We start from the raw sequence: 18021 nt of genomic DNA on the forward strand, positions 1-18021 counted from the left end.
GCGCCTAAAATTTGGTTTCGGGCACAGAAGCCATTAACCAACCGAAGCCTATTCCGGCTCCAGCGCCTTGAGCCCCGCCGGAAACTGATAGCGCCTGCCGTCGTAGCGCAGCCGGTAGGTTCGTTTCATGGACCTGCCGGGATGGGACTGGCACTCGCCATTCTTGTCGACAGACGGATTGTCGGTGTCCAACCGCTCGAACACTGTGATGTCGTGATAGCCGTGATGTCTCGCCGGGCTCATCGCCAGGCTGACCCGGCTGGATTGAAAGGATCCTGCGCAATTGGTGTCGCCTTCGCCGCCAAAGCCGGCCACGATGATGCCGTCGAGCACCAGGCGCAGAGCACCGCCGTCAAGGGCATAGAGCCGCAGGTCGGTTTCACTGAAAGGATTCGGCTGCGAATGGTTTGCCATGTCGATGCGCAGGCCGAAGGCGCCGACATCGGGCGCCAATCTGTAGCGCCCGGTATCGAAGTCGATCCCGCGGATGCCGACGGCATCATCGGTCATCAGCCCGGGTTGGAGCAGGCGCTGGCGCACCTGCCGGGTCTTCCTGTCGACGACCAGAAGCTCGACATCGCCGACATGCCCGTCGTCGCTGGATTGGGAGCTGTCGATCAGCGGCACGGCGACCAACAACAGGTCGTCATGGGCGGGCCAGATCTTGCAGACCACGCCGAATGGCGCATCGCCATCCCAAAGCGTCTGGGCGATGCTGGTATGAGGTTCGAGCGTGAAGGAGGCGCCATCGGCACTCTTTTGGGCCTTGGGATATGCCTGCTGCACCAGAGCGGCAGCGTCGCCGCAATCGTCGGCCGCGGCCGAGGCCGGCGACAGACTGGCCGCGGCGAGGCCGAGGAAGGCGGTGCACAAGACTATTCGCATGGACGGCTCACTCATTTTGCTTTTTTCGGATTTTGCCGAAGGAGAGCGGCCAAACCGGCCGGATATGACATCCAGGCGAAGCGTAGTTGAAGTGAGTAACCGCAGAAAGCCGCCGGGCGGCCACTTGGTATCTACTGCCTTGGTATCTACTGAACCGCCGTCATTTTGACGATGATCGGGATGACGGCGATCATCAGCACCACCGGCAGGATGCACACCACCACCGGCACCGACATCTTGGCCGGCAAGGCATGTGCCTTCTCCTCGGCCAACGACATGCGCTTGTGGCGCATTTCGTCAGAGAACACGCGCAGCGCCCCGGCGAGGCTGGTGCCGAGTTCCTTCGACTGCTGCAAGAGCGTGGCGAAGGAGCGCACCTCGTCCAGGCTGAGGCGGTCGGCGAGCGCCTTCAATGCATCGTCGAGGCTGCGGCCGGCCCTGAGTTCCAGCGACACCAGCTGCAGATTCTGGCTCAGCGACGGATAGGTCTTGGCCAGTTCCTTCGAGACGCGCTCGATGCCGGCCTCCATGCTCATGCCGGCATCGGAGCAGACGATCATCAAATCCATGAAGTCGGGAAAGCCGTTGCGGTATTCGCGCATCTTTTCCCGCACCTTCTGGCTGAGCACCAGGCCGGGCACGAAATAGCCGGCGGCTCCCGACAGGATGATGAAGGTCCAGCGGCTGGTCGCGGTGGAATCGGCGCTGCCCATCCAATGGTTGACCAGGAACGCGCCGATCGCTGCGCCCACCAGGCAGGCGAAGCGGATCAGGAAGAATGTGCCGACCGCGCGCGGCTCCATATAGCCCGCCTGGATCAGCTTCATACGCAGCCGGGCGACATTTTCCGGATCGCTCTTGGCGTAGAATTCCTGCGCCCGCTTCACCGCCTTCTCGCGCACGACGCTCTGGTTCTTCTTCGGCGCCACCTCGGCCTGTTGGGGAGTCTTGCTGTCGTCGATCTTGAGCCGGCGCTTGAGATCGTTGCGGTCGCCTTTGGCCACCACCAGCGGCCATGCCACCGCGCTGCCGCCCAACGCCAGCAGCATCGCGGCTACCGGCATCAGCGACGTCGGCGCCAGCGAGGCAAGAAACTGGATCACCTGCTCCATCTCAGAACCGGAAGTTCGACATCTTGAACATGATGATGTTGCCCAGCATCAGCCATGTCACCGAACCGCCCAGCAGATACCAGGTCTTCGGCACATCCCAGACGCTTTGATAAAATTGCGGCATCATCACCATGATGGCGGCGAACAGCAGCGCCGGCACCGCCGTCAGGATATAGGCCGACATACGACCCTCGGTCGAAATGGCGCGCACCTTGCGGCGCAGCTTGCCGCGTTCGCGGATCGTCGTCGACAGCCCGTCGAGGATCTCGCGCAGATTGCCGCCCGAACTCGTCTGGATGGAAACCGCGGTGACGAACAGCGGCAGATCCTCCTGGCCGACGCGATCAAACAGTGAATTCAACGCCGAAACCAGGTCGGAACCATAAGTCACCTCGTCGGAGATAACGCCGAATTCGGTGCCGATCGGATCGGGCATCTCGCGCGACACCATGGAGATCGCCACCGGAACCGGATGCCCGGCCTTCAAGCCGCGCGTGATCAATTCCAGCGCCTCCGGCAACTGCACGCCGAAACGCTTCACCCGCCGGGCACGCTTGGAACGCAGCACAATTACCGGCAGCAGCGCTGTCAGCACCACAAACAGCAAAATGGCGAGCAACAGCGGCAGGCCGTACCAGAGCGCGACGAGCATCATCGCCAGCGCCACGCCCGTCGTCATCGTCAGGAATTTCGGCAAGGGCATCACCATGCCAGACTGCGTGCGCAGCGCGCGAAAACGGTCGGGCGAGAAGAATGACGTGCCGGAATCGAGGCCGCGTTCCTTGCGCAGCTGGATCAGCACCTGTTCCTGGCTGATCTTGTTTTCCTGCAGCTTCATGCGCCGGTTGATAGCCAGGCGCTTGTCGCTGCGGCCGGCATAGAGCAGATAGCAGCCTTCGGCGATCATGATGCCGGTCAGCGCTGCCGCGGCATAGACGACATAGATCGGGCTGAAATTCTCGAACACCCGGCTACTCCTGCGGCCGGCCGGGTTCGAAATATTTGCCGGGGAATTCAATGCCCATATTGCGCAGGTCCTCGAGGAAACGCGGGCGAATGCCGGTCGCCTCGTAGTGACCGAGGATCTTGCCGTCGGCTTCCATGCCGGTGCGCACGAAGCGGAATATCTCCTGCATCTGGATGACGTCGCCTTCCATGCCGGTCACCTCGGCGACGCTGGTCACCTTGCGCTTGCCGTCCGACAGTCGCGTCAGCTGGACGATAAGGTCGAGCGCGCTGGCGATCTGGCTGCGGATCGACTGCACCGTCATCGGCATGCCGGTCATGCCCAGCATCTGCTCGAGGCGCGAAATGGCGTCGCGCGGCGTGTTGGCGTGGATGGTCGCCATCGAGCCTTCATGGCCGGTGTTCATCGCCTGCAGCATGTCGAAGGCCTCCTCGCCGCGGCACTCGCCGAGGATGACGCGGTCAGGGCGCATGCGCAGCGCGTTCTTGACCAGGTCGCGCTGCTTCAGCTCGCCATGACCTTCGATGTTGGCGGGGCGCGTTTCCATGCGCGCGACATGCGGCTGCTGCAGCTGCAGTTCGGCCGCGTCCTCGATGGTGATCAACCGTTCGTCTTCCGGAATAAAGGCTGACAATGCGTTGAGCATTGTCGTCTTGCCGGTGCCGGTACCGCCCGAGATGATGGTCGTTTTGCGGGCGTGGACTGCAGCCGCCAGCACCTCGGCCATGTTCTGGGTGATGGCGCCGAACTCGACCAGCTTGTGCAGGCCGAGCTTGTTCTTTGAAAACTTGCGGATCGACACCAGCGGCCCGTCGACGGCGACCGGGCGAATGGCGGCGTTGAAGCGCGAGCCGTCGAGCATGCGGGCATCGACCATCGGCTGCGATTCGTCGACCCGGCGGCCGACGGCGGCGACGATCTTGTTGACGATGCGCAACAGGTGCGCCTCGTCCTTGAACGGGATATGGACCTGCTGCAGCTTGCCCCGTTTTTCGACGAAGCAGTTCTGGTGGCCGTTGATCAGGATGTCGTTGATGTCGGGGTCCTTGAGCAGCGGTTCCAGCGGGCCGAGGCCGACCATCTCATCGACGATGTCATCGACCAGCGCTTCAAGTTCGACGGTGTTGATCGCCATACGCTCCTGGCGGGTCTTTTCCGACACGAACTCCTGCACCTGCCGGCGCATCTCATCCTTGGGCAGGCGCTCCAGCGCGACCAGGTTGATTTCCTCGAGCAGCAGCCGGTGGATGCGCACGCGGGCATCGAGCACCTTGTTGGCGCTTTTTCCCGGTGTTGTCTCCGGCTTCGGCGGCAAGGCCTTGCGGTTCGTCGGGATGACCACGGCGTGATGCGCGACCGGCGCCGCCTCGGCCGGCTTCAGCGCGCGGACGTCACGGTTCTGCAGGGTCGAGAAGCGGCTGGTCATCCGGCTTTCCTCTTCAGGAGGCCCCTGCCGATGCCGAACAGCGAGCGCGATTTCTCCGGCGTCACCACGGCTTCTTCCGGCAGGATGATCCTCTTCAGATCGTTGACGACATTGGCGTTCGGGTCGATCTCATGCAGCGGCACGCCGCGGTCGACCGCTTCACGCACAAGCCGGTAATTGTTGGAGATGCCGCCGACGAAATGCTCGCCGAGGATTTCCTGGACATCCGCCTGCTTTATGCCGTTGTCGAACATCTTCTGCTCGAAACGGTTGACGATCACGTTCGGCTTCACTTCCTTGCCTGCCGTCTCGTAGACCGCCTGGATCAGCCGCTGCGTATGGCGCAGGCACGGCACCGTCATTTCGGCGACGATGTAAAGCTTGTTGGAGCCGAGCAGCACCGTTTCCGTCCACGGAAACCAGGTGCGCGGCATGTCGATGACGACGTTGTCGAAATAGGCCGAAACGAGATCGAGCATGCGCACCACGACATCGGTCTTGAACGAGCGCATTTCCGACGGATGCGTTGGCGCCGCCAGCACGCAGAGCCCGCTCGCATGCTTGGACAGCATCACCTCCAGCAGCTGACGGTCGAGGCGCTCGGGCTGGTTCTCGATTTCGGTGATGTCGAAGCGCGGCTCGAGGTCGAGATATTCGGCGCAGGCGCCTTGCTGGAAGTTGAGGTCGACCACGCAGGTCGACGCGCCGCGCGTCACCGAATGATGCAGCTGGAAAGCGGTCTGCAGCGCCAGCGTCGTGGTGCCGACGCCGCCGGCGGCCGGCATGAAGGTATAGATCTGCGACTCGGTGTTTTCTTCGCGCCCCGGCCCTTGCAGCGCGCGCACGACCGACCGCACCAGATCGGCGGTGGTGATCGGCTTGACCAGGAAATCGGCGACCTGGAGCTGCACCAGGATACGCACTGCGGCTGCGTTGAATTCCTGGGTGACGACGACCACCGGAACGCGGCCTTCAAGCCGGCGCATGATGCGCTGCAGCGACTCGATCTCTTCCAGCTTTGCCGCATCCATGTCGACGATGAGCGCGCCGAAATCGGCTTCCTGGACCTCGCCGCGCAGTTCGGTAATGTTCTTCTCGACGGTCGAAAGCTGGATCACCTCCGAGGCCGCGAACGCGGTGCGCGTATCCTGCACAAAGGTCCGGTCGCTGGACACCAGCAGGATTTTCTTGGTCTTTATGCCGCTTGCCATTTTGTCAGCCTGTCAGGTCATTCCCGGTCAAATCACCGGGCAAATCAATCGGTTGTCGCTGTCGGTTGCACGGCCTTGGCGGCAGCAGCCTGGTCGGCGGCGTTGACCGCCGCCTCACTGCGCTGCGCCGGCACCAGCAGCCTGGTGTTCTGGACGCCGTATTTCCAGGGATCGACCATCTGCATGGCCGTATTGGCGGCCTGTGCGTTGCCGGCGGCAATCGTCGGTCCCTCGGAGCGGACATAGTCGTCGCTGGTGCAGCCGCCGGCGAGGCCGGCGATCAGCAGGGCGATGCATGATTCCACGCGCATGGCTTCAATCCTTCGGCAGGTCGAGGAAATGCCCGACGGTGGTGACCGCGGCCGGCTGTGCCGTACTGCCGCTGGCCATTGCCACTGCACGATTGGCTTCGGACGATTTCACTTCCTCGGTGTTGTTGAGGAAATAGTCGACATTGCTGGCCGGCTGCGTGCCGTCGGTCGGCTCGAGCAGCTTCTTCGACGGATCGACCGGCTTGACCAGATAGGGGGTGACGATGATCACCAGATCGGTCTCGCGCCGCTGATAGGATTTGGAGGAGAACAGCGAGCCGAGCACCGGCAGCTTGCCGAGGCCGGGAAGACGCGATGTGGTAATGTCGTTCTGTGACTGCAGCAGGCCGGCGATCATGAAGCTCTGGCCATTCTTCAGGTCGACGGATGTTTTGGCGCGGCGCACGATAAAGCCCGGGACCGAGATATTGCCGATATTGTAGGAGGCCGAAGCGTCGATCGAGGACACTTCCGGCGCGATGTCGAGGCTCACCAGCCCGTCCTTGAGAACCGTCGGCGTGAAGTCGAGGCTGACGCCGTATTTCTTGTAGCTGACGGAAATCTTGCCATTGTCCTCGGAGACCGGGATCGGGAACTCGCCGCCGGCGAGGAAGCTTGCCGTCTGGCCCGAGCGGGCGATCAGGTTCGGCTCGGCCAGCCGCCTGGCGAGACCACGTTCCTCCAGCGCCTTGATGGCGACGTCGATCGACAGGCCGTTGGACAGCAGCCGGCCGATGATCTCGCCATTGCCGGCTCCCGGCACCGTGCCAGGATCGAGGGTGACGTCGCGCCCGCCAATGCCGTAAGCGAAATTGGCGCTGTATTTGGCGCCGAGATCCTGTCCGGCCTGGCGATTGATCTCGACGAAGCGAACGTTGAGCTGAACCTGCTGCGAGGACGAGATGTTGACCGAATTGATCACTTCTTCATTGCCGGAGAAGCGGCTGGCGATCTTGCTTGCCTTCTCGGCGGCGACCGCGTCATCGGCCTCGCCCGACAGCACGACGCGGCCATTGGCCGAGCCGACCTTGATCTTGGCGTCCGGCACGCTGGCGCGAATGGTGCTGGCCAGCTGGTCGGTGTCCAGCGTCACCTCGATATCTACGGTGCCGACCAGCTGCTTGTTCTCGTCGAACAGCGCGATGCCGGTGGTGCCGAGATTGTTGCCCAGCACATAGAAGGATTTGTCGGTCAGCGGATTGACGTTGGCGATCTCCGGATCGCCGATCACGATCTGGTAGAAGGCGGCATTGGTCATGACCGTCTTCGGCTTGCCCTTGGCCACCTTGATCGACGCATTCGTTGTCGACGAGACATGGACGATATCGTTGTCGGCCTTGGCTGGCGCGCTGAGGCCGAGCATTACGGCCGCGGCAAGGCAAGCCCCCACCGCAAGCGCCCGCATTGGGCGCAGCCCTTTCGTCGTTCGAAATGCATGAAGTCCCGACATTTGTCCCGCCCCTCGCCCGGTCCCCACCGGCAGTTATTGCTGGTCCCGCGCAGGAACCTGGTATTCTTCGACCTGCGTGCCGCGCGTCACGATGATCGTCTTGAATTTCGGCTTCTCAGGCTCCTTGGTCGCGGCAGTGAACAGCGCGCCGGCAGCGGCCTGGACGCCGGAGGCGACCGACCCGCCGAAGGACGAGATGGTGGTGACGCCGTCCTTGGCGGCCCCTCCGTCTGCGGCCGAGCGGAGCGACAGCGATAAGGTGCCGACGGTGCGGGCAAGCGCCACTTTCTGCGCGCCTTCGGTCGTCACCTCGATGGTGACGGAATTGGCGATCTGCGGTGTGGTCTGGCGCTCGTCGGCGCCCTGCCCCACGGTCAGCACCTTGGCGTCGGAGACGACGATCTCGGAGGTAACGGTCGATCCGGCAGCGCCCTGCGCGTTCTTGGCCACTTCCTGGATTTCGCCCGCATCGCGTGTCAGCACCACGTCGACCCGGTCGCCCGGCATGACGAAGCCGCCGACACCGGCGATCTCGTCGGTGCGGATTGTCACCGCCCGCATGCCGGGCGTCATCATGTTGGATAGCGTCGCGCGGCCGTTCGGCCCCGACAATTTGCTGATCAGCACCGGCTCGTTGATCTCGATCGGCGACAATACCACGCGGCTGCCTTCGGCGAGCAACGCATTGACTGTGGTGAACGCGCCCTGCGGCACCGAATCCTCGGACCATGGGATTTCGCTGAGCTGCGCCCGGTCAAGCTCCATGCCGTAACGCAGCGGCGCGTTGGCCACCACGATGGTCTTGAAGACGACCTTGGGGACGGCGGGCGCCGGGATCGACGCCGTTTTCTCTTCGGCATCGGCCTTGGCCTGGCTTTTCACCCAGAAATCCGCAGCAAAGATTGAAATCGCGCCGAAGACGGCAGCGATGCCAATCATCGTTATGGCCTTGCCCCTCACAACCAACCCCTGACATTCGTGGTCTTTTGTTTTGTTGAGGCTACGCTAGGCCGCTTTGTTAAAGATTCAGGAATCGCGGCCGCTCCGCACGGACCTATTTCCGCCGGCTTGGTTATCGAAAGGTTTTAGGATAAGAAGGGTTTAATCCCCGAACGTAACAGGAACTTCCGTCGCTTGGCGCCGAAAAGCGTGGCAGTATCGACGGGTGATTCGCGGCACCGGATTCTATGGTAGGCATGGACGACAACAACGATCTTTTCGGCAATCTGGAAAAGCAGCCCCAACCGGCTCGGACACCTTCGCGCCCGGCCGACCCGCTGGTGCAGGCCACGAAGCGTCCTGCCGCGACCAAGGACGGCAGCGAGGGCTATAGCGCCGCCGACATCGAGGTGCTGGAGGGGCTGGAGCCGGTGCGGCGCCGTCCCGGCATGTATATTGGCGGCACCGACGACAAGGCGATGCACCATCTGTTTGCCGAGGTCATCGATAATTCGATGGACGAGGCGGTCGCCGGCCATGCCACCTTCATCGATGTCGAGCTGTCGGCCGACGGATTTCTGACCGTCACCGACAATGGCCGCGGCATTCCGGTCGATCCGCATCCGAAATTCAAGAAACCGGCGCTCGAAGTCATCATGACGACGCTGCATTCGGGCGGCAAGTTCGATAGCAAGGTCTATGAGACCTCCGGCGGTCTGCACGGTGTCGGCGTCTCGGTCGTCAATGCGCTGTCGGACCATCTCGAAGTCGAGGTCGCGCGCGGTCGCCAGCTTTACCGCCAAAGGTTCTCGCGCGGCGTTCCGGTGAGCGGGCTGGAGCAGCTCGGCGAAGTGCACAACCGGCGCGGCACCAAAATCCGCTTCCATCCCGACGAGCAGATTTTCGGCAAGGGCGCCGCCTTCGAGCCGGCGCGGCTCTATCGCATGACCCGCTCGAAAGCCTATCTGTTCGGCGGCGTCGAGATCCGCTGGAGCTGCGACCCATCGCTGATCAAGGAAAAGGACCAGACGCCGGCCAAGGCGGAGTTCCATTTCCCCGGCGGCTTGAAGGACTATCTCAAGGCATCGCTCGGCGATGATTTCCAGGTGACCCGCGAAATCTTCGCCGGCAAGAGCGAGAAGCAGGGCGGCCACGGTTCGCTGGAATGGGCGGTGACCTGGTTCGGCGGTGACGGCTTCGTCAACTCCTACTGCAACACAATCCCGACCGGCGAAGGCGGCACGCATGAGGCCGGCTTTCGCAATGTGCTGACGCGCGGGCTTCGGGCCTATGCCGACCTGGTCGGCAACAAGCGCGCCTCGATCGTCACCTCCGAAGACGTGATGATCTCGGCGGCAGGCATGCTGTCGGTGTTTATTCGCGAGCCGGAATTCGTCGGCCAGACCAAGGACAGGCTGGCAACGATCGAAGCCATTCGCATTGTCGAGACCGCCATCCGCGATCCCTTCGACCACTGGCTGGCCGACAATCCGCAGGAAGCCTCCAAGCTGCTGGAATGGGTGATTGCGCGCGCCGACGAGCGGGTGCGCCGGCGCCAGGAAAAGGAAGTGTCGCGCAAGAGCGCGGTGCGCAAGCTGCGCCTTCCCGGCAAGCTCGCCGACTGCACGCAGAATGCCGCCGCGGGCGCCGAACTGTTCATCGTCGAAGGCGACTCGGCCGGCGGCTCGGCCAAGCAGGCGCGCGACCGCGCCAGCCAGGCGGTGCTGCCGCTGCGCGGAAAAATCCTCAACGTCGCCAGCGCCGGCAACGACAAGCTAGCCGCCAACCAGCAGATTTCGGACCTGATTCAGGCGCTCGGTTGCGGCACGCGCTCGAAATACCGCGACGAGGATTTGCGCTACGACCGCGTGATCATCATGACCGACGCCGACGTCGACGGCGCTCACATAGCCTCGCTGCTGATCACCTTCTTCTACCAGGAAATGCCGAACCTGGTGAATGGCGGCCATCTCTATCTGGCGGTGCCGCCGCTCTATTCGATCCGGCAAGGCGGCAAGGTTGCCTATGCCAGGGACGATGCGCACAAGGACGAGCTGTTGCGCACCGAATTCACCGGCCGCGCCAAAGTCGAGATCGGCCGTTTCAAGGGCTTGGGCGAAATGATGGCCGCGCAGCTCAAGGAAACCACCATGGACCCGAGGAAGCGCACGCTGCTCCGGGTCGATGTCATCGACGCCGTGGCGGCGACCAAGGATGCTGTCGACGCGCTGATGGGCACCAAGCCGGAAGCCCGCTTCCGCTTCATCCAGGAACGCGCCGAATTCGCCGCGACGGAAGTGCTGGATATCTGAGCGCCGGCCGACTCTTCGTTTTGACGCAGTTCCGGGCGGAAAACCGTTTCAAACTTTTCCTGGAATTGCTCTAGCCTGCACTTCCGATACGGAGACCAGCTTGTGATCCGGGCGCGGCTGAAGAGCTACTTCGAAACCAGTTTGGCGGGCCTGACGCAGCCGACGCGCTCGGATTGGATTTTCGCCCTGCGCACGGTTTCGGCCGGTCTGATCGCGCTTCTCGCTGCTTACGCGTTGAAACTCGACCACCCGCAATGGGCGATGATGACGGTCTTCATCGTCGCCCAGCCGGTCGCCGGCATGGTGCTGGCGAAAGGTTTTTACCGGCTGCTCGGCACGCTGGCCGGTGGACTTGCGGCGATCGGCATCACCTCGGTTTTCGGCACCAATCCCTGGCTGCTGGTCACGGCGCTATCCGTCTGGATTGGGCTGTGCACGCTGGTTTCGTCGCTGCTGCGCAATCCGGAAGCCTATGGCGCCGCACTTGCCGGCTATACCGCGATGATCATTGGGCTGCCGGCTTTCGGCCAGCCGCACGTGGTCGTCGATCTCGCTGTCGCGCGCTGCGCCGAGATCGTGCTCGGCATCGTCTGCGCCGGCCTGACCAGCCGGCTGATCCTGCCCAAGCTGGCCGCTGACGCCATTATCTCCAGGCTGAAGCGCAGCATCCTCGACCTTGCAACCTATGCAGGCGGCGCTTTTTCCGGTGGCGACCCGGCGACGCTGGCCGGCCTGCACCGCAAGCTGATCACCGACGCCCAGATGCTGGCCGAGATGCGCGCCTATGCCCGGCTCGAAGCACCGAGCTTCGCCACCCGCGCCCATCCGGTCCGCCTAACCATCGGTCAGCTTCTCTCGGCGCTGTCGGCGGCGCGCGCGCTGCATTCGCATGCCGCGCCGAAAAACGCAGCGCTCATTCCGGTACGCTCCGAACTGCAGTCGTTGGTCAGCGAGCTGGCAGCGACGCCCGAGGCGCTGGACGACACGTCGCCCTGGGTGACGCGGCTCGACGCGATTGCCGGCAAGGCCCGGCAAATGCCCGACGCCTCGACCGATCAGGGCGACGACAGGGTCGGCACCATAACCCGCCTCACCATCGCCGCCGATTTCGCCGAAGCCTTCAAGCAGGTGCTGCGCGGCCTCGACGCCCTGCGCGCACCGGTGACGGGCCCCAGCCGGAGCAACAGGCAGCCGCCTGCGCTGGTGGTGCACCGCGATTATCCCGGGGCTTCGCGCAATGCCATACGCGCCGGCCTTGCCACGTTGGCGGTCGCCGCCTTCTGGCTGACGACGAAATGGTCCGACGCGGCCGGCACCGTCATCCTCGTTGCCGTCGTCTCCAGTCTTTTCGCCGCGCGGCCTGACCCGGTGCGGGTGTCCTGGGGCTTCTTCAAGGGAACGCTGCTGGCTTTGCCCTTTGCCTTCCTTGTCGGCCAGGTCGCGCTGCCTGCTTTGCCCGGCTTCGGCTGGTTCACGCTGTTTGTCGTGCCGATCCTGGTACCGACGGCGCTGGGCATGGCCAATCCGCGCACCGTCGGCGTGGCGACGGCCTTTGCCATCAATTTCCTCGCCTTCCTCAGCCCGCATCAGGCGATGACCTATGCCCCAGGCCCGTTTTTCGCCGGCTCGGCGTCGGTGCTGGTCGGCATCCTGCTGGCGATCGGCGTCTTCATCGTGGTGCTGCCGGTGGATCCATGGCGCGCGGCCAACCGCATCGTGCGCGCCATGCGCGAGGATCTGGCGCGGCTGTGCCTGCATGAGCGGGTGCCGCGGCGTTCGGCCTTCGAGAGTCTGGCCTATGACCGCATCAACCAGCTGATGCCGCTCTTGCAAAATGCCGGCAGGAAAGGCGATGCGATCCTGGGCGGCGGGGTCGCCGCCGTTACCGTCGGCCTCGAAATCCTGCGCCTGCGCGCCGCGCAGCAGAGGCCGTCCACTCCTACCGACACCGCGCTCTCGATCGCCAATTTCCTGCGCGGCCTCGCGCGTGAACTGCTCTTTCGCGCAACCGGCGATCCACAGACAGCAACTGTCACTGTGGCCCGGCAATATGCAGCCAGCCTTTCAGAGCGCAGCGGCGGTGCGGATATGCTGCAGATCGCAGCCTCGCTGCGCATCATCGCCGCCGCGATCGAGGATTTCCCGGATTTCTTCGCCAAGGACCGAGTTTAGGGCGTCAGGCCGCGGCTATCGCCAGCGCATGCCCGCGCGCGTTTTCCCGCAGCGCGTCGAGGTGGATCGACTTGACCAGGCCGGCGAGATCGCCCTCGGTGGCCGGACCGCCGAGCTCCTTCAGCATCAGCCAGCTGACCTCCTGCACGCCAGCGAGGCGCTTGCCGTTGGCGACTTCGCGCCAGATTTTGAGCGCGCGCAGGATGATGCCATGGGTGGAAGCGGCAAGGCCGGCGCCGCGGAACAGCGCCTGCAACGCAACGTCCTGGCCGCCTGCGAGCAAGGCCCGCACCCGCTGCTCCGACTGCTGGCTGAGCGCAACCAGGGCCGAGCCGAAAAAGTCGACCTTGCCGTGGGCAATGGCACGGATGATGAAACTTGCGGTCAGGTCGCCGCGCAGGCGCAGATGTTCGATAAGTGCCGCATGTTCCTCCGCGCGCGTGCCTTCGACCAGCCGCACCGAAGCCTTGACGCAAGCATCGCGCGTGACGCGCTCGGCTCTGGCCGCCCCCATCAGCGCCATCACCAGCGGCGAAGCCTTCAGCGTTTCGCCGAGCTTGACCAGTAGCATGTGCCGGCAGTCGGCCGGCAGCCGCACATCCGTGACCATTGCCTCGCGCAAATGAGCGATATGGCCATGCCGCTCGGCGATGCGGCGGAAGGAGAGCGAGGCTATGTCGGCGCCGTCATTGGCGAGCAGCGCCGCACACGCTTCCGGTTCGCCGATCTCGGCGATCGCCGCGGCAACCGCCATCGAAACGACCGGCCGGTCGGCGATCAGTTTTTGCGTCGCCTTGTGCCCGGCCGCGACGCGGTCGATCAGGTCGGCGTCCGTCAGCAGCGGGGAGCGCGCCAGCACCAGGGCTGCCACTTCCGGCTGATCGGAGGCAAGCGCGCTGATGATCTGCAGCGGCGCGTGATGGCTCATCGACAGCGCTTCGGCCATAGCCAGCCGCACCTTCGACGAGGCGTCGTCGAGCAGCAGCGTCAGCGCCGCTTCGGCCGCGCAACGGTCTTCGAAAGGCAGGTCGGAATTGACGTAGGCGCGGGCCAGCGCGCTCGCCGCCGCGGCGCGCTCCGAAACTCTCGCGGTGTAGATCCATTTGAGAAAATGCGAGACAACCATACTGCCTGCTACGCCCCTTGCCGGAAAGCTTCCGGCCCCAGGAATGACCCTAGGCAGAAATGGTTTACGAACGGTTCACCATGTTTATTAACTGGCTTGCGGGTGGCATGGGCAGCGCCTATCAACCGTCAGGCAGCGGAGGAGAAAAACGATGCCCGGGCTTTATCTCGAAGAGTTCGTCGTCGGACATGTCTTTCGGCACACGCTGCGCAAGACCGTCACCGAAAGCGATAACATGCTGTTCTCGGTGATGACGCTGAACCCACAGCCGCTGCACATCGACTTCGACTTCGCCGCCAAGAGCGAATGGGGCAGACCGCTGGTCAATTCGCTGTTCACGCTCGGCCTGATGATCGGCATTTCCGTCAATGACATCACCGTCGGCACCACAATTGCCAATCTCGGCATGAAGGAGACGGTGTTTCCGCACCCGGTCTTCCACGGCGACACCATCCGTGTCGAAACGACGGTGCTCTCAGTCAGGGACTCGAAATCGAAGCCGGACCGCGGCATCGTCGAGTTCGAGCATCACGCCTACAATCAGAACGATGTGCTCGTTGCCAAATGCACGCGCCAGGCGATGATGATGAAAAAGGCGGCCTGATGCGCTCGCTGCTGTTTGTGCCCGGGGATTCCAAAAAGAAACTGGAGAAGGGTTTTGGCGCCGGCGCCGACGTGGTCATCGTCGACCTTGAGGATTCCGTGGCGCCACAAAACAAGCCGTCGGCACGCGACATCGCAGCACGCTTTATTGCCGGCAACAGGCAGCAGACAAGCTCCGCCATCTATATCAGAGTCAACGACCTATCGACCGGGTTGACCGACGACGATCTGGCCGCCCTGGTTCCGGTCAAACCCGACGGCATCATGCTGCCGAAGTCGAACAGCGGCCAGGATGTCCAGCAGCTATCCGTAAAGCTCCGCGTACATGAGGCCGAAAACGGATTGCCGGATGGCGCGATCAAGATCCTGCCGATCATTACCGAGACCGCTGCTGGGTTGCTGGCCGCCGCGACCTATGCCGGGGCAAGCGCCCGGCTTGCCGGCCTCACCTGGGGTGCCGAAGATCTGTCCGCGGCGATCGGTGCGCGGGCTGCGCGCGACGACAACGGTCGATACACCGATGTCTTCCGCCTTGCCCGCACCATGACCATCCTCGCCGCCGGCGCAGCCGAAGTCGCGGCGATCGACACGGTCTTCCCTGCCTTTCGCGACATGGCCGCCTTCGAAGCCGAATGCACGGAGGCCGAGCGTGACGGCTTTACCGGCAAGATGGCAATCCATCCGGCGCAAGTGCCGGTCATCAACGCCGCCTTCACGCCATCGGCGGAGGCAGTGCAACGCTCGCAGGCCATCGTCGCGGCCTTCGAGGCGGCCGGAAATCCCGGCGTGGTCGGCATTGACGGCAAGATGTATGACCGGCCGCATCTCAGGCTCGCCGAACGGCTTCTGGCTCGCGCCAAGGCAGCCGGGGTTTAGTCCCGCGCCAGCACGATGACCCGGTCCTCCGGCAGGTAGGCCAGCGCTTGCGACTTCAACGGGTTGACGGTGACGCCGCCCAGAGCCCGCTCATCATTCTGCGCAGCGCGAACGCGCCTATGCCCGATGGCGATCTCGCCGCGCAGACGCGCCGATTCCGCGATCGTCCAGAACGTCACCGGATGGTCGATGGCGACATAGTCGCCGACCGGACGCATGTAGATTTCGGAGCCCTCCTCGTCGAGCAGATCATCGAAGATCGCGGCGAGATGCTGGTTCTCCGATGCCTGCGCCAGCATCAGGCTGACCAGCCGGTTGCTGACGACGAAATCATCGGCCTTAGTCACCGCCGCCAGCTCGCGGTTGCGCACGTCGATCATCTCGCTGACGATCGAGATGTGCGTGCCGGCATCGTCTGCGATTTTGCGCAGATGCAGCAGCGTCACCAGCGTGCGCGTATCGGCGGGCTGCGCTGCCATGGTCTCGCTGTAGCCAAGGACGAGCACGTGGTCGTAGGAAGGCACGTCCAGGCTTGCCAGTGCTGTGCTGCTCGACGTGTCGGTGATGCGGCAGGAAACCGACAGATTGTCGCCGACGACCGGCAGGCCGGCAACTTCCTGCTCGAGGCCTGGCGTATCGGCGGCGATGGTCAGGATCGAACCCGGCGCGACGTAGCGCGACAGTTCATAGGTTATGATCGGACCGCGCCGGTTCCAGCCAAGGATCAGCGTGCGCTCCGGCTTCGCCTCGATGGGCTGATGGCGAAGAATCGCCGCGGTATCGATCTTGGCCCCCGCGCCTCCCAGCTTGATGGCGGCATCGTCCTCGGCAATGATGATGGCGCGCATGTCCTTGCCGATCACCAGCTCCGACGGCGGGTTGAGATTGACGCGCCCGGTTTGGTCGCAGAGCCCGATCAGCGTGCAATGCTCATACGCCATCACCGCCTCACCGAAGGTCTTGCCGGTGAGATCAGGCTGCTCGGTCGTGTAGATTTCGCAGCCGTCGAAATCGAGCAGTTCCGAATAGACGCCGCTGAGACCCGACTGCCGGCTCGAATGCACGACGATGCGCGAGATCAGCTGGTCGGCCAGCACAAGCTGCACCTCGGCCCCGCCGACGACGCGGGCGACCTCGGCGTTCTTGCCGTCGCGGATCTCGGCGGCGATGTTGTAGGCCGCCGTGCGCCGGTTCGGGTCGTTGGCCAGCGCGAGCACTGTCTTGATGACCTGCGAATCCGGGTCGTCGCCCTCCGGCGACAGCACGATGATCGAGCGCGAGCTCTGCGGGTTGACGATGGCTAGGTCGTAGAGGTCGGTCGGGTCGCCGCTGCGGCAGATGATGCGCGTATTGCCCAGTTTGTCGACCTTGGCCGCGATCTCGTCCTCCATCGCCACCTTGTCCATATTGGCCATGACGACAATGCGCGGATGGCGGCGGCTGGCATTGGCAATGACGAGTTCGGAGATGACGTCGAAGATCGACGGCGACCAGTTGAGGATGATGGTGTGGTCGCTCTCAAGCACCCGAGAACGACCCTTGCGCAATTCATCGAGCTTGCTGTCGACGCCGGCGCTGAGCACGCCGATGAGGGCCGACACGACGAAGATGCCGGCAAGCGTGACAAACAACATGACGAGACGGAAGGCCCAGCCGGTGTCGCCGCCCATCGTGCCCGAATCGAGCGTGCGCATCAGCGATTCCCAGAACGCTTCGAAGAAGTTCAGCGGTTCGCCGCCCTCCGGCGCGATGCGGGTCACCGCAAGAAAAGCCGCGGCGGCGATGATGATCAGCAGCGAAGCGACGGCGAGCCAGCCGATCAGCGCGATCGGCCCGGCCGCCATGCTCTTGTCAAACCCATAGCGCAGCCGGGTTCGCAGCGAGTCTCGTTTCTTCATGTCGCCGGCGACCCCCAAAAAAATCCCCATGGTCGATGCGCCAACCCCCAACGCATCGCCGAAGCCGCTGTCTTAGCCTGTGTTTAAATAAAGGGGAATCGCTTTCGGGTGTCAGCCGTTCCACGGCCCAGCATAATCGGCATAGAGCTTTGCCGGATCGGGCCGCGGCCGTTCCGGCGCCGGTCCCTGATAGCAGCCGATGTGGACGAAGCCGACAACACGTTCCTGTGGCGCCACTCCCAGCAGCGCCCTGCCCTCCGCCACGTCGGAATACCAGTTGCTGATCATGTTGGTGCCGTAGCCCAGCGCATTGGCTGCGATCATCAGGTTCATCGCCGCCATGCCGCCGGACAGGAACATTTCCCATTGCGGGATTTTTGGATTGTCCTTCGGGCTCGAGACCACGCCGATCACCAGCGGCGCACGCGAAAACCGAGCCAGTTCCTGGTTGCGGCGGTTTTCCGGCAGCGGTCCTTCGCGCTGTTCGGCGAGCGCCGCCAGCTTCCTGCCGATCTCGACGCGCGCCTCGCCGCGATAAAGGATGAAGCGCCACGGCTCCAGCCGGCCGTGATCGGGCACCCGGCTTGCAGCCGCGATCATGGTCGCGATATCGCCATCGCTGGGCGCCGGTTCCTTCAATTCAGGAATCGGTGCGGAGTTTCGGGTCAGCAGGAAGTCGATGATCGGCGACGCCATGGGGGCCAGGTCTCCTAAAGCACTCGATTTTGAGCTG

15 protein-coding genes are annotated in these 18021 nt (G+C 63.7%); 4 read left to right on the top strand and 11 right to left on the bottom strand.

The window, feature by feature from the left end; genetic code table 11:
* Window positions 1-48 precede the first annotated feature (48 nt).
* The 8 genes from NKJ80_RS14185 to cpaB form a co-directional block, all read right to left on the bottom strand.
* Window positions 49-1101 (bottom strand): PA3715 family protein, encoded by a 1053-nt coding sequence (locus NKJ80_RS14185; RefSeq protein ID WP_352497758.1) that lies wholly within the window; start codon window positions 1099-1101, stop codon window positions 49-51.
* The gene (locus NKJ80_RS14190; RefSeq protein WP_023725707.1) at window positions 1032-1997 is read right to left on the bottom strand and encodes a type II secretion system F family protein; all 966 of its coding nucleotides are present in this window, start codon (window positions 1995-1997) and stop codon (window positions 1032-1034) included. Before NKJ80_RS14190 ends, NKJ80_RS14185 begins: the two co-directional genes overlap by 70 nt.
* 1 nt (window position 1998) lies before the next feature.
* Window positions 1999-2964 carry a type II secretion system F family protein gene (locus tag NKJ80_RS14195; protein ID WP_023688292.1) on the bottom strand — a complete coding sequence of 322 codons (966 nt, stop codon included), beginning with the start codon at window positions 2962-2964 and terminating at the stop codon, window positions 1999-2001.
* 4 nt (window positions 2965-2968) lie between these two features.
* Entirely contained in the window at window positions 2969-4390 is a 1422-nt protein-coding gene (locus NKJ80_RS14200) for a TadA family conjugal transfer-associated ATPase (protein WP_023667600.1), read from the bottom strand.
* Complete coding sequence (locus NKJ80_RS14205; RefSeq protein WP_352497759.1) at window positions 4387-5601, bottom strand: CpaE/TadZ family protein; 1215 nt, start codon at window positions 5599-5601, stop codon at window positions 4387-4389. The genes NKJ80_RS14200 and NKJ80_RS14205 overlap by 4 nt, the downstream gene beginning before the upstream one ends.
* A 44-nt stretch (window positions 5602-5645) precedes the next feature.
* Window positions 5646-5912, bottom strand: coding sequence for a hypothetical protein (locus tag NKJ80_RS14210; RefSeq protein ID WP_023667602.1), 267 nt, complete (start codon window positions 5910-5912; stop codon window positions 5646-5648).
* Window positions 5913-5916: 4 nt separating this feature from the next.
* Complete coding sequence (locus NKJ80_RS14215) at window positions 5917-7275, bottom strand: type II and III secretion system protein family protein (protein ID WP_023821414.1); 1359 nt, start codon at window positions 7273-7275, stop codon at window positions 5917-5919.
* Between the two features lie 120 nt (window positions 7276-7395).
* A complete protein-coding gene (cpaB, locus tag NKJ80_RS14220) occupies window positions 7396-8301 on the bottom strand; it encodes a Flp pilus assembly protein CpaB (protein WP_023681601.1) in 906 nt (301 codons plus the stop codon).
* 257 nt (window positions 8302-8558) lie between these two features.
* Between cpaB and parE the strand changes: the two genes are divergently transcribed.
* Window positions 8559-10613 carry a DNA topoisomerase IV subunit B gene (gene parE, locus NKJ80_RS14225; RefSeq protein WP_023691142.1) on the top strand — a complete coding sequence of 685 codons (2055 nt, stop codon included), beginning with the start codon at window positions 8559-8561 and terminating at the stop codon, window positions 10611-10613.
* A 102-nt stretch (window positions 10614-10715) separates the two neighbouring features.
* Window positions 10716-12785 (top strand): FUSC family protein, encoded by a 2070-nt coding sequence (locus NKJ80_RS14230; protein ID WP_352497760.1) that lies wholly within the window; start codon window positions 10716-10718, stop codon window positions 12783-12785.
* A 4-nt stretch (window positions 12786-12789) separates the two neighbouring features.
* Here the strand turns inward: NKJ80_RS14230 and NKJ80_RS14235 are convergent, their stop codons facing one another.
* Window positions 12790-13911 carry a DUF2336 domain-containing protein gene (locus NKJ80_RS14235; protein ID WP_023701210.1) on the bottom strand — a complete coding sequence of 374 codons (1122 nt, stop codon included), beginning with the start codon at window positions 13909-13911 and terminating at the stop codon, window positions 12790-12792.
* A gap of 91 nt (window positions 13912-14002) precedes the next feature.
* On the opposite strand from NKJ80_RS14235, the gene NKJ80_RS14240 reads away from it, so the two are divergent.
* Window positions 14003-14515 (top strand): MaoC family dehydratase, encoded by a 513-nt coding sequence (locus tag NKJ80_RS14240; protein ID WP_444848965.1) that lies wholly within the window; start codon window positions 14003-14005, stop codon window positions 14513-14515.
* On the top strand, window positions 14515-15390 hold the full coding sequence (locus tag NKJ80_RS14245) for an HpcH/HpaI aldolase/citrate lyase family protein (protein WP_352497761.1): 876 nt from the start codon (window positions 14515-14517) through the stop codon (window positions 15388-15390). Before NKJ80_RS14240 ends, NKJ80_RS14245 begins: the two co-directional genes overlap by 1 nt.
* Here NKJ80_RS14245 and NKJ80_RS14250 read toward each other — a convergent pair.
* Together NKJ80_RS14250 and NKJ80_RS14255 are read right to left on the bottom strand one after the other, a co-directional pair.
* A complete protein-coding gene (locus tag NKJ80_RS14250; RefSeq protein WP_352497762.1) occupies window positions 15387-17288 on the bottom strand; it encodes a CASTOR/POLLUX-related putative ion channel in 1902 nt (633 codons plus the stop codon). The two genes, NKJ80_RS14245 and NKJ80_RS14250, sit on opposite strands and share 4 nt — an antisense overlap.
* Before the next feature lie 111 nt (window positions 17289-17399).
* The gene (locus NKJ80_RS14255) at window positions 17400-17984 is read right to left on the bottom strand and encodes a nitroreductase family protein (RefSeq protein WP_023723386.1); all 585 of its coding nucleotides are present in this window, start codon (window positions 17982-17984) and stop codon (window positions 17400-17402) included.
* Window positions 17985-18021: the final 37 nt, after the last annotated feature.

Source organism: Mesorhizobium sp. M0030, assembly GCF_040323695.1.
Classification (GTDB): Bacteria; Pseudomonadota; Alphaproteobacteria; order Rhizobiales; family Rhizobiaceae; genus Mesorhizobium.